At 70.7% G+C, this 12180-nt stretch carries 11 protein-coding genes; 1 reads left to right on the top strand and 10 read right to left on the bottom strand.

Going from position 1 to position 12180, the window contains the following annotated elements:
* Positions 1 to 5: 5 nt before the first annotated feature.
* Genes ACGWYJ_RS08280 through ACGWYJ_RS08270 form a run of 3 tightly spaced genes read right to left on the bottom strand, consistent with a single transcriptional unit; the run spans position 6 to position 3593 of the window.
* Positions 6 to 1472: an aldehyde dehydrogenase family protein gene (locus tag ACGWYJ_RS08280; RefSeq protein WP_395105085.1), complete on the bottom strand. Its 1467-nt coding sequence runs from the start codon at positions 1470 to 1472 to the stop codon at positions 6 to 8.
* Positions 1473 to 1474: 2 nt separating this feature from the next.
* The gene (locus tag ACGWYJ_RS08275; RefSeq protein WP_395105084.1) at positions 1475 to 1954 is read right to left on the bottom strand and encodes a RidA family protein; all 480 of its coding nucleotides are present in this window, start codon (positions 1952 to 1954) and stop codon (positions 1475 to 1477) included.
* The gene (locus ACGWYJ_RS08270) at positions 1944 to 3593 is read right to left on the bottom strand and encodes a gamma-glutamyltransferase (protein WP_395105083.1); all 1650 of its coding nucleotides are present in this window, start codon (positions 3591 to 3593) and stop codon (positions 1944 to 1946) included. Before ACGWYJ_RS08270 ends, ACGWYJ_RS08275 begins: the two co-directional genes overlap by 11 nt.
* Positions 3594 to 3861: 268 nt before the next feature.
* Between ACGWYJ_RS08270 and ACGWYJ_RS08265 the strand changes: the two genes are divergently transcribed.
* On the top strand, positions 3862 to 5439 hold the full coding sequence (locus tag ACGWYJ_RS08265) for a hypothetical protein (protein ID WP_395105082.1): 1578 nt from the start codon (positions 3862 to 3864) through the stop codon (positions 5437 to 5439).
* A gap of 568 nt (positions 5440 to 6007) precedes the next feature.
* On the opposite strand, the gene ACGWYJ_RS08260 is transcribed toward ACGWYJ_RS08265, so the two are convergent.
* From ACGWYJ_RS08260 to ACGWYJ_RS08230, 7 genes are all read right to left on the bottom strand, one after another.
* Positions 6008 to 6349 carry an ArsR/SmtB family transcription factor gene (locus tag ACGWYJ_RS08260; protein WP_395105081.1) on the bottom strand — a complete coding sequence of 114 codons (342 nt, stop codon included), beginning with the start codon at positions 6347 to 6349 and terminating at the stop codon, positions 6008 to 6010.
* Between the two features lie 115 nt (positions 6350 to 6464).
* Positions 6465 to 7448, bottom strand: coding sequence for an NADPH:quinone reductase (locus ACGWYJ_RS08255; protein ID WP_395105080.1), 984 nt, complete (start codon positions 7446 to 7448; stop codon positions 6465 to 6467).
* Positions 7445 to 8293, bottom strand: coding sequence for an N-acyl homoserine lactonase family protein (locus tag ACGWYJ_RS08250; RefSeq protein WP_395105079.1), 849 nt, complete (start codon positions 8291 to 8293; stop codon positions 7445 to 7447). The genes ACGWYJ_RS08255 and ACGWYJ_RS08250 overlap by 4 nt, the downstream gene beginning before the upstream one ends.
* 49 nt (positions 8294 to 8342) lie before the next feature.
* Complete coding sequence (locus ACGWYJ_RS08245) at positions 8343 to 8699, bottom strand: DUF3870 domain-containing protein (protein ID WP_395105078.1); 357 nt, start codon at positions 8697 to 8699, stop codon at positions 8343 to 8345.
* Between the two features lie 50 nt (positions 8700 to 8749).
* Complete coding sequence (locus ACGWYJ_RS08240) at positions 8750 to 9736, bottom strand: zinc-binding alcohol dehydrogenase family protein (RefSeq protein ID WP_395105077.1); 987 nt, start codon at positions 9734 to 9736, stop codon at positions 8750 to 8752.
* Between the two features lie 5 nt (positions 9737 to 9741).
* Entirely contained in the window at positions 9742 to 10437 is a 696-nt protein-coding gene (locus tag ACGWYJ_RS08235; RefSeq protein WP_395105076.1) for an ABC transporter ATP-binding protein, read from the bottom strand.
* Positions 10430 to 12139 carry an ATP-binding cassette domain-containing protein gene (locus ACGWYJ_RS08230; RefSeq protein WP_395105075.1) on the bottom strand — a complete coding sequence of 570 codons (1710 nt, stop codon included), beginning with the start codon at positions 12137 to 12139 and terminating at the stop codon, positions 10430 to 10432. The genes ACGWYJ_RS08235 and ACGWYJ_RS08230 overlap by 8 nt, the downstream gene beginning before the upstream one ends.
* Positions 12140 to 12180: the final 41 nt, after the last annotated feature.

Raw genomic sequence — 12180 nt, 5'->3', positions numbered from 1 at the left:
GGCGCTCACGGCGAGAGATAGACGCTCTTCTCCTGCGTGTAGAAGAGCATCATCGAGTCCCCGGCCTGCTCCTTGAACGTCTGCGTGCTGGATTCCTTGAAGCCCCCGAAGGGGACGGTCATCGCCATTCCGGTGGTCGGCTGGTTGATCTTGACGAGGCCGGTGCGGATCCGGCGGGCGAAGGCGAACGCGCGCTCGATGTCGCGGGTGACGATGCCGGCGGACAGCCCGTAGGGGGTGGCGTCGGCGAGCGCGACCGCCTCGTCCAGGCCGGACACGCGCTGGAACGCCAGCACGGGGCCGAAGATCTCCTCGCGGGCGATCCGCATCTCCGGGGTGACGTCGGTGAAGACCGCCGGGGAGACGAAGTATCCGGACGCGTCGTCCAGCCTGGCGCCGCCGGTGACGAGCTTGGCGCCCTCGTCCTGCCCGATCCGGACGTACTCCAGGACCTTCTCGAGCTGGAAGTCCGCGGCGAGCGGCCCCATGGTGACGCCGTCGTGCAGGCCGTTGCCGACCGTCCGGGACTCGGCGAGCGCGACGACCTTCTCCAGCAGCGCGTCGTGCACGGACTCGTGGACGATGACGCGGCTGGTGCCCGTGCACGCCTGGCCGCCGAGCCCGAACGCGCCCTTCACGATGATCTGCGCGGCGCGGTCGAGGTCGGCGTCGTCCAGGACGATCACCGGGTTCTTGCCGCCCATCTCCAACTGGACGCGCCGGGACGGGCCGACGCTCGCGTGGATGGCGCGTCCCACCTCGGTGGAGCCGGTGAACGTCACCGCCGCCACGCGCGGGTCGGCGGCGAGCGCGGCACCGGGCGCCGCGCCGCCCTGGACGAGGGCGATCGCCCGCGGCGGCAGCCCGCCCGCGAGCAGCGCCTCCACCAGCCGCTGCGCGAGCAACGGGGTGACCGGCGACGGCTTGAACACCACCCCGTTCCCTGCGGCGAGCGCCGGTCCGAGCTTGCGCGACGGGATGTTCAGCGGGAAGTTCCACGGCGTGATCGCACCGACCACCCCGACCGGTTCGGGCCGCGTGTAGACGAGGCCGCCGTCGTCCGCCGGGTAGCTGCGCCCGGTGATGCGAAGCGCCTCGCCCGCGTAGAACCGCAGGTTCTTGGGTGTGCGGCCGGTCTCCATCGCGGCCTCGGCGCGGGTCTTGCCCTCCTCCCGGACGAGCTCGACCGTGAGCTCGTCCGCCCGGTCCTCCAGCCAGCGCGCCGCCGCCTCCAGGACGCCCGCGCGGCGCTCGGGGGACGCGGCGGCCCACTCCTCCGCGCCCTCTTCCACCGCCGCGATCGCGGCGGCCATGTCGTCGGCGGACGAGTCGGGGAACGTCCCGACCAGGTCGCTCAGGTCGGCCGGGTTGCGGCGCTCGAACCGGCGTCCGTCGGCGGCGGGCGTCCACTCGCCCGCGACGAGGTTGAGCCCGGAGTGCGGTGGCCGGGTCTCCGGTCGGCTGTAGGGCATGCTCAGCGGTTCTCCGTTCCGGGTCGCTCTTGGCCTGCGGCGAGTGCGGTCAGTTCGATCTCCACGGGCGCGCCGCCGGGGAGTGCGCGGACGCCGATGGCGCTGCGCGCGGGCAAGGGCACGTCCGGGGTGAGGGAGGCGAGGGCCGCGGACGCGCCGTCCGCGACGGCCGACAGTTCGGTGACGCCGTCCGCGCAGGCCACATAGACGGTCATGCGCAGCCATGCGCGGATGAGTTCGCGTCCACCGGCCGCCGACGCGACGGCGGCGACCGCGTTGCGGGCGGCGAGCGCGGCGGCATCGCGTGCCGTGACCAGTTCGACCTCGCGGCCGACGAGGCCCGTCACGGTCAGCACGCCGTCGCGGCGCGGCGTCATGCCCGCGCTGGTCACCAGGCGCAGACCCTGGGCGTACGGGACGATGACCGCCGGAACGTAGTCGCCCTGCGGGCGCGGGGCCGCGAGGGTTTCGTCAGAGGACACCGAGCGCCACCCCGTCCTGGCGAGGATCGGAGGCGCCGAGCAGCGCGCCCGTGCCGGTGTCGGCCGAGACGACCTGCGCGCTCCCGCCGCCCGCCCACGGCCCCTGGACGCGGACGTCGTGCCCCAGCTCGCGCAGCCGTTCCACGCGTTCCGTCCCGAGGCGCGACTCGACGCGCAGCTCCGGCGGCTCGCCGATGACGTCGGCGTCGCTGCCCGGGTGGACGGTGAAACGGGGCGCGCTCACCGCCGTGGCCGGGTCGAGGCCATGGTCGAGGAGATGCGAGATCAGCTGCATGTTCCACTGGACCTGGCCGTCCCCGCCGGGCGTGTTGCCGACATGGCGGAGCGCGCCGTCCCGGCCGGTGACCAGCCACGCGTTGAGGGTGTGCAGGGGACGGCGGCGCGGCCGCACCTCGTTGGGATGGCCGTCGATCAGGTACGCGCCGCGTCCCAGCCGGTTGTTCAGGACGATCCCCGTCCCGGGCACCGTGAAGCGGGCGCCGAACGTGAACGCGAGCGAATGGATCAGGCTCACCGCCATGCCGTCCGCGTCGACCGCGACCATGGAGGTCGTGTCGCCGTCCACCGGGACGTGCGGGCGCGCCGGCGCCGGGAGGTCACGGGCGGCGAGGCGTTCGCGCGCGGCGTCCACGGCGTCCTTGGTGAGCAGCGTCCGCCAGTGGTCGTTGTCCGATCCGCACCCCGCGAACCGGTCGGCGAAGGCCAGCCGCGCGGCGTCGGCGGCCCGTCCGACGGCCTCGGCCGACAGCCAGGGCGCCTCCGCGAGGACGCCGTCGTTCAGCAGCGCCTGCTGGATCACCATCCAGCCGGGCGTGGGAGGCGGCGTCAGGTGCAGGGTCAGGCCCTGGTACGTGCAGGTGAGGGCGTCGCCGGTGAGCGCCTCGCCGGACGCGGCCCACTCCTCGCCGCTGAACGGGGCGCCGCCTTCGTTCAGCGCGGCGACGGCGCGTTCGGCGGGCTCACCGGTGTAGAACGACGCGGGATCGGCGGCGACGCGGCGGATCGTGGCGGCCAGGTCCGGTTGCCGGAGCGGCGCGCCCACGCGCAGGGGTACGCCGTCCGGGAGGAAGACGGACGCGGCGCCGGCGTCCCGGGACAGGGCCGCGCGCCGTTCGAGGATGTCGTTCCGGGTCTTGTGGGTGCAGGGCAGCCCGCGTTCGGCGTGGTCGGCGGCCGGTCCCCAGAGCCTGGTCAGTTCCCAGGACGCCGAGTCGGCGTGCAACGCGGCGAGCGCGGCGACCGCCCCCGGGACGGCGACGGCGAGCGGACCGTCCATCGGGAGCGCGTCCAGGCCCCGGTCGCGGTAGAAGGCGGGTTCGCCGCCGTCCGGGCCGAAGCCGCTGCCGCCGAACGCGGTGACCGTCCCGTCCGGACGGCGCACCAGCGCGAACGCGTCACCGCCGATCCCGCACTGCCCGGGCAGCACGAGCCACGACATCGCCGCCATGGCGAGCGCGGCGTCCACGGCGTTGCCGCCGTCCTCCAGGACGCGGACCCCGGCCTGGCTGACCGCCGGGTGGCTGGACGCGACCATCCCGCGCGTCGAGATCGTCGGCCCGCGTTCCGGTGCTCGCGCCCGGTCGGAGGCGTCCGCGTGGCCTGGAGGCGGTGGGTGCATGCTCCCAGTGTCCGGATCGGCCCCCGGCATCCGGAATGGACGCTTCGCTGAAGATCGTCGATGATCCGTGGGCAGGTCGCACAATCCGCTGGCCCGCGTCCCGGAGGCCGCCGTTCCTCTCGGAGCGAACACGTCACGCTGCACAAAACGCTCATGGATGCGCTGTGCAGCTTCCTCATTGTCCGGTGTCCGGCGATCAGGGGAAGGTCACTGCAACCTGACCAGCCAGGCCTCCTACCCCCCATCCGGTCGACAAGGAGGTGGTGGCGTGCAACTAGGCGCCGCCCATTGGGTCTTCCTCTCCGGCATCATCGTGATCATCGCGGTCATGATCGCCCGCAAGAACGTCGTCATCCCCGCGATCGTCGCCACGTTCTGCACCGCGCTCGCCTACGACGGCAGCCCCGTCCGCGGGCTCCAGGCCGTCTTCAACGCCAGCCTCGTCGCGGCCACCGAACTGTTCAACATCTTCCTGATCATCGCGCTGGTCACGGCGCTGCTGGGCGCGCTGCGCGGGATCGGCGCGGACCGGCGGATGATCGCGCCGTTCCGCCGCGTCATGCGCAACGGCCATTCCTCGTTCTGGGTCATCGCGGGCATCACCTACGTGATCAGCCTGTTCTTCTGGCCCACCCCGGCGGTGCCGCTGATCGGCGCCGTGCTGCTGCCCGCCGCGATCGCCGCCGGGCTGCCCCCGATCTCGGCCGGGGTCGCGATCGCGATCGCGGGCCAGGGCATGGCGCTGTCCAGCGACTACGTCCTCCAGGTGGCGCCCGGCCTGTCCGCCAAGGCGGCGGGCGTCGGCACCCCGGAGGTCGCCGACCGCGCCATGGTGCTGTCGGTCATCACCGGTGTGGTCGCGCTCGTCCTCGGCTACCTGATGACCCGCGGCGAGATGCGCACCCCCGACGTGGCGCTGCTGGCCCGCTGGGAGGCCGGCGCCGACACGACGCTCGAACGGCCCCGGCGGCGCCTGCTGTCCCCGCGCCGCGTCGCGGCCGCCACCAAGGAGGTGATCGAGAAGGACGCCTCGAAGGCTCCGGCCGGTGACGCCATGACCCAGGCCGCCCTGGACGGCGGCTCGGGCTCGGGCTCGGGTCCCGACGGTCCGGCCGCGGGCGCCCCCGACGAGAGCCACGTCCTCAAGTCGAAGGTGTACGCGATCGTCGTCCCGGTGGTGCTGGCCGGGCTGCTCGGCTACATGCTGCTCGGCAAGTTCACCGGCCTCGTCCCCGAGGTCACCGGTTCGGACGCGGCCGCCCTCGTCGGCGGCACCGCCGTCCTGCTGCTGGTCGCCGCGGCGCTGTCCCGGGACCGGATGCACGCCCTGGAGTCCTGCGGCGAGCACGTGGTGGACGGGCTGGTCTTCGCGATGAAGGCCATGGGCGTCGTGATCCCCATCGCGGGGTTCTTCTTCCTCGGCAACGCCGACTTCGCCGGGCGGATCATGGCGCTCGGCGAGGACGCGAAGGCCCCCGGCTTCCTGTTCGACCTGACCGCGAAGATCGAGGGCGCGATCCCCAACAACGGCGTCATCGTCGGGCTGGCGCTGCTGCTGGTCGGGATCATCACCGGTCTGGACGGCTCCGGCTTCTCCGGGCTGCCGCTGACCGGCTCGCTGGCCGGGACGCTCGGCCCCGCGTCCGGGATGGACCCCGCCCTGCTCGCCGCCATCGGCCAGATGGGCTGCATCTGGGCGGGCGGCGGCGTGCTGATCGCCTGGTCCTCGCTGCTGGCCGTGGCCGGTTTCGCCCGGGTCCCGGCGGTGGAGCTCGTCCGCCGCTCGTTCGTACCGGTGATGGCCGGGCTGCTCGTGTCCACCCTCGTGGGAATCGCGATCTTCTGATCGCACCGCGCCGGGACGGCCGTTGCGTCACTAACGGCCGTCCCGGCGGGCGCGTCCATGTCAACGCGCCCTCCGTACGTCCGGATCCGCGGCCCGGAGGACGGAGAGGGGAACACGGCCGGCGATGAGGCGTCGCGTGTCCCTCGCGGTGCGCGGGTTGTCGATGGAGAGCGTGGCGCGCAGGCGCGGACCCTCGAATTACAGGACCGCCCAAGGGGCCCTCCTGCGGGGTTTTTCACGCAGGACGAACCTGCGGTGCAGCACGGAAGGACGGTGATCTCGTCGACGGCGTAGGACGCGAGCCGCGCGGCGACCTCCTCAGGCCCGCCGAGCGCCGCGACCGCGTGGACCAGGTCGTCCGGGACGGCGGCGAGCAGTTCGGACGGGTGGGGCCGGCTGCGCGCCAGGGCGACCACGTCGCCGAAGCCCGCCTCCTCGAACATTCGTGCGTACCCGGGTGCGGCAAGGTAGCCGACGACGGCCCGGCGGACCTGCTCACATGCCCGCGGGCCGCCGTCCACGGCCACCGGCACCCACGCCGCCACCGGAGGCGCGCCGCACCGGGCGGCTACAGATGCCCTCCGGCGCTTCTCGGTTCCTGGGCCATAATCGCCTGGAGGAGGCCCGGAAAGCGTTCGTCGAACTCCGCACTCCGCAAGGAAGTCCAACGACGAGTGCCGCGCTGGCTCTGGTGGATGATGCCGGCCTCGCGCAAGACCCGGAAGTGGTGGCTCAGGGTGGAGGGCGCGATGTCCACCGGGAACGTGCCGCAGGGGCGGCCCTCGCCTGCGTTCAGAAGGGTGCGGACGATGGTCAGCCGGGTGGGGTCGGCGAGCGCATGGAGGACCGTGACCAGTGAGACGTCGTCCAGCGACGGATGGCGCAGGGGCGGGCGCGGGTTCTTGGGCACGCTTACACTCCTTCGACCTTCATCGAAAGATGGTATCGTGCCCCGCCTCGCCGTCACCCGTCCACGCCGGAACCCGGAGCGTCGGGTGCCGACGCATCACCGGAACCGCCTTCCGCTATATATGGATCAATACCTTTCCTATGACCTTTCCGCTTTCCACGAGGTTGTGGGCCTTCGCTGCTTGGTCAAGGGGCAGCCGCACGGCGATCGGGTGGGTCAGCGATCCATCCGACAGCAGCCGTGACACGGCCGACGTGGCCGCGGCCAATTCACGTTCGGGAGTCTGGAAGACCAGGACCGTGCGGACGGTGATACTTCGGCGCATCAACGAATAGAACGGCAGGATCGGGTCCGGTCTGCTGTTCGACGAATAGGTCGCGATGGTTCCATTGACCGCGATCACGGCGAGGGACAGGTCCAGGTTCGCGCCGAAATCGACGTCCACGATACGGTGGACGCCCGCCGGGCCTGTGAACGCGGTGATCCGCTCCGCCGCGCCAGGATCCCTGTAGTCGACGACCAGATCGGCTCCCGCCGCTCGCGCGCTCTTCTGCTTCTCAGGGGTGCTGGCGGTGGCGATGACGGTGGCGCCCGCGTGTTTGGCGAACTCGATCGCATAGTGGCCGACCGCTCCCGCGCCACCGGTGACCAGGACGTACGAACCGTCGACCGGGCCGTCGGCGTGGACGCAGCGATAGGCCGTGAGCGCGGGCACGCCGAGGCATGCGCCGACACCGAAGTCGGCGTTCTCCGGCAAGGTGAGGGCATGGGACGCGGGGACGACGACGAACTCGGCGCACGTACCGGAGGGACCTGAAAAGGTCGCGGAATGCACCCACACCCGTTCGCCCAGACGCGCATCGGACACACCGGATCCGACTCGATCGATCACTCCGGCGCCATCGTCGCCCGGGATCACCAGCGGCTCGGTCATCGTCCGTCCACCCACACCCGAACGTCGCTTCACATCGCGCGGGTTGACCCCGCTGACCGCGACACGGACCCGGACATATCCCGGGGGCGGTTCGGGGTCGGGCAGCTCACCGATCCGCAGAACGTCCTCGGCGGCCCCATTGGCCTCGTACCAGACGGCCCTCATGATCGCACGAAGGTCACGGGGCCGGGGACGACGTCGCCCGTGATCCGCCCGACATACCGCCCATCCTCCAGGACGGCCGGGTCGTCGTGAGCCGGGAGGAGGAACCGGTACCGCAGCGCCCGCTTCACCGCGCCGAGCTCCTCGACGACCGAGGTCGTGAAGTTGTTGGTCAGGGCCGGCTCTCCGGCGACGAGCGCCGACGGCTGGCAACGGCCGGTGAAGCTCGTGCGCGGCTGACGGAGCAACGCCCCCTCCACGTCATAGAACAGGTCGCCGCACAGACACGCCTCTCCCTCGCGGGTGGAGACCACGATGCTCATCGAACCGGCGGTGTGCCCTCCGGTCAGATGGCAGGTCACCCCTGGAGCGACCGTCTGAGGACCTGAGGTCTCCAGATCCAGGATGCGCATCGCGCCGAAGGTGTAGGTCCGCTCGATGAGATGGATGATGTCGTCCTTCGCGTAGGCCGTTCCTTGAAGCCCGGTCGCCGCGCACGCGAGTTCGGAGCGGTTGACGACGACCGGCACGTCCATCGGCACCTTCTCGACATGCCCTGCGTGGTCACGGTGCAGGTGCGTGAGAATGACGCAGTTCAGGTCGGCCGGCGACAGCCCGTGCTGGGACAGTTGTTCCTCGAAACCCTGGCCTGGCGCGACCGTGCCCCCCATACCGAGTACCGAGGGATCGCGATATCCCGCGTCCACGAGGATCGGACCGCCCGGCCCGAACAGCAGGAATCCCTGAGCCGGTACTTCGATGATGTTTCCCGGCTCCAGCCCGCGCAGGCGCATCGCCGCGTCGATCCGTACGGACCCGAAATTGAGCCTGCGGATTTCATATTCCATGGTGGTCCCCTTTGAAGGTGATGCGTAATACCGGTCTGCCGGGCCGAGGTCAATGCCGGGACGACCGATGGGCGCCGTACCGGCGCCAGGCGTCCAGCACGGCCTGCTTGATCGCCCCGGCCGCCACTCCCAGGTAGCAGTCGTCGATCCGGTCGAGGATCGGGCCGGGGTCCGCGGCGATGTCCGCACCGGTGACGATCTCGGCGATCCACCGGCGAACGAGGCCCGTCACCGCGGTCGAGTCGACCTCGGTGATGACCTGACGCTCCGTGTCCACACGAAGGGCCAGAGCGAAGTACACGTTCGTCGCATGCGAGGCAGAGGTCGCGGGGACCTTGCCGTAGCCGATGACGATGAGTTCCCTCCCCGGGCCTCGACCACCGGCCTGCTCATCGTTGGGTGCCACAATCGCATGCTGCCACGCGGAACCTCCCAGCTCAGCGCCGACCCTCCAGGTCATGCCGCCATCTTCAGGACGAACTTGCCCGTGCTGGCCCCGCTTTCGAGGAGCCGGTTCACCGCCGCGGCCTCGGATCGGTCCACGACCTTCAGCCCGGGTATCGAGATCGCTCCGTCGGCCAGCAACGACATGCAATCGACGATCGCCGCGGTCACGGCGGCCGGGTCGGACCGCGCCAGGCGGGTCAGGCTGAAGCCCAGGACGCCATGGTTCGACGCGAGGATCGACCGTGGCGTGAGCCGGAGACCGTCGAACCCGGCCGTGTTGCCCATCACGATCAGGCGACCGGTGGGCGTGAGCATGTCGAAGCTCGAACTCTGCACGTGGCCTCCCACGGTTTCGAGGACGACGTCGACCCCTGCTCCATCCGTGAGCTCCCGAACGCGGGGACCGAACCCGTCGCGCAACACGGCATGGTGGTAACCGAAGGATTTCGCGACGTCGATCTTCGATGCGCGGCCGACCGTTCCGATCAGCCGTACGCGCTCCCTGGAGGCGAGCGCGGCGACGGCGCCTCCGGTGCCACCGGCCGCCGCGTGGACGAGGATGGTCTCGCCCACCCGAGGCCGGACGAGCCGCTTGAGCACAAGATGGGCGGTCGCGAAGATCGTGGGGATCGCGGCGAGCGCGGCACCGCCCACATGCCCGAATGCCCTGGGTACGGGGACCACCAGCCGGCGGTCCGCGACGGCCACGTCCCCGTAGCCGCCCGAGGTCGTGAAGGCCACGACGGGCTCTCCCACGCGCAGGTCGCCGACCTGGCCGCCCGGCTTCCGAACGGTCCCGTACACCTCCAGTCCGGGCACGAACGGGGTGTCGCGGCGATGCCCGTACCAGCCTCGCCGGTCCATGACGTCGGCGAAGGTCACCCCCGCGTATTCGACCGTGATGGACACCTGATCCTCGGCCGGGGCCGGTTCGGGAACCGAGCGCTCCTGCAACCGCTCCGGCCCGCCCAGGTTCTCGACGACGATCGCTCGCATCCGGCTCACCCTCCGAGATAGGCGGTTTGCACGCGCCTGTCGGTGGCGAGCGCCTCGCCGTCGCCTTCGAGGACGACACGACCGCGTTCCAGGACATAGCCGCGCTCGGCGATCTCCAGCGCCTCGTCCGCCCGTTGCTCGACCAGGAGGGCCGCGGTACCGGCGGCGTGGATCTCCGCGATCCGCTGGAAGATCGTTTCCACGACCGCGGGCGCCAGGCCCATCGAGGGCTCGTCGAGAAGGATCAGTCGCGGCTTCGACATCAGCCCGCGTCCTATCGCGAGCATCTGCTGCTGGCCGCCGCTGAGCCGGCCGGCATGCTCACGCCGCTTCTCGTAGAGCATCGGGAACAGGTCGTAGATCTCCTGGAGGCGGTCCGCGATCCGTCCGCGGCTCATGGCACCGACCGCGAGGTTCTCCTCCACGGTCATGTCGCTGAAAACGCGCCGGCCTTCCGGGACATGGGCGATGCCCATCCGGGCGCGCTGTGCCGGTGATGTCCGCTCAAGGTCGCGGCCGTCGAACGAAACGCGTCCAGCGACCGGCGTGACGGTCCCGGAGATGGCTTTGAACAGCGTCGACTTGCCTGCGCCGTTGGCGCCGACCACGACCACCAGCTCGCCTGGTGCCACGGTGACGCTGACGTGGTCGAGCGCGGTCAGGCCGGAATACTTGACGGACAACGCCGCGACTTCAAGCATGGCTGCTCCACTTGGATCCGAGGTAGGCCGCCACGACACGGCGATCGGCGACGACGGCCTGGGGCGGTCCGGAAGTGATCACGGTTCCGGCCTCAAGGACGACCAGCCGGTCCGCGAGGCGGAGCATCGCGCCCATGGTGTGCTCGATCAGGATCACGGCGACTCCCTGATCCGCGATGGCCCGCAACAGGGTCACGATGTCGTCGGCCTGATCGCTGCTCAGTCCCGCCAGGATCTCGTCGACCAGCAAGACGGCGGGCCTACCGGCCAGGGCTCGTGCGAGTTCGAGACGCCGGAGTTCCCCGATGTCCAGATCGCCGACGGCGGCGCCGGCGCGGGCCCACAATCCCGTCGCCCGGAGCGCTCCACGCACGGTCGCCGAGCGTTCGGGCCGGTGGAGGGCCGAGATCTGCACGTTGCGTTCGACACTGCACCGCGGTAGCGGACGTGGTGTCTGGAACGTTCGTCCTATCCCCAGGTTGGCTCGCTCATGCGGGGGCGTCGCCGACACATCCTGGTCCGTGAACCGGATGTGGCCTCCGTCGGCGTCGACAAAACCGTTGACGATGTTCAGCAGCGTTGTCTTTCCTGCCCCGTTCGGGCCGATGACTCCCAGGATCTCTCCGGGGCGCACCTCGAAGTCAACGCCGTCGAGCACCTTGACGCCATTGAAGGACTTGCGAAGGTTCTCGACGGTGAGGATCGGTCGTTCCGCGTTCGCCGCACCTCGCGTGAGCGCCGCGAGCTCGGTGAGGTCCGGGCGGTGGGACGGCGCCTCGGCCGGCGGGCGGCCGCCGGTCTCCCGTCGCCGGCGGAATCGGGCGACGATGTCGATCGCCCGCCAGAGCAGACCCTCCCGCGCCAGCAGGACGAGAAGGATCAGAGCGGCCCCGAACATCAGCCCGTTGATGCCCGGCAGCCTGGAGCCGAGTTCGGCGTTCAACTGCTCCGCGAGCGTGATGAGCAGGACCGAGCCGATGATGGGACCCCACACGGTGCCGCGCCCGCCGACGATGGGGATGATCAGTGCCTGGACGCTCACGAGGAGACCGAACACCGAGTCGGGCGTGACGACGTACAGCACCGACGCGTACAGTGCCCCGGCGGCCGCCGTCATGGCGGCGCTGACGCAATAGGCTTGCAGCTTTCGGCGTTGCACATGTATTCCCGCGGCCGCCGCGGCGACCGCGTCCTCCCGGATGGCGATGAGGGACTCCCCGAAGTCCGACTTCTGTATGCGGAGGGAAATGCCGACCGCCACGAGAAGAAGTGCGAGCGCGCACAGGGTCAGCCACCGAGGATCGGCGAACTGCAGATAGAATCCACCGCCGGTGTTCCGGTACGGCACCAGGACCTCCTGCAGGCCCAGCCAGGTGAGCAGCGGCATCGCCATGAGGGGATAGGCAAGAGTGGCCAAGGAGAAGTAGACGCCGGAGAGCCGGAATGTCGGCCAGCCGATCAGGAGTGCGGCGAGAACGGCGAGCGTGATGCCTGCCCAGACGCCCACCAGTGGGGAGACGTCCCATTCGCGCTGAAGCAGGACCACGGTGTAGGCGCCGATGCCCACGAACAGGGCGTGACCGAAGGAGGTCTGCCCGGCGTAGCCACCGATGATGTTCCAGCCCAGCCCGATGGTGGCGTACACCATCGTGAGCGTGAGGACTGACTGAACCGAGGCGCCCCCGGTGTAGATAAGGGCCAAGACGATGATGATGATCGCCGGAGCGAGAAGCCTTGACGTTC

Origin of the sequence: Actinomadura sp. SCN-SB (assembly GCF_043906805.1) — a bacterium.
Taxonomy (GTDB): domain Bacteria; phylum Actinomycetota; class Actinomycetes; order Streptosporangiales; family Streptosporangiaceae; genus Spirillospora.
Note: the sequence above shows the minus strand (reverse complement) of the source record. Positions and strands in the feature narration are given on the sequence as shown.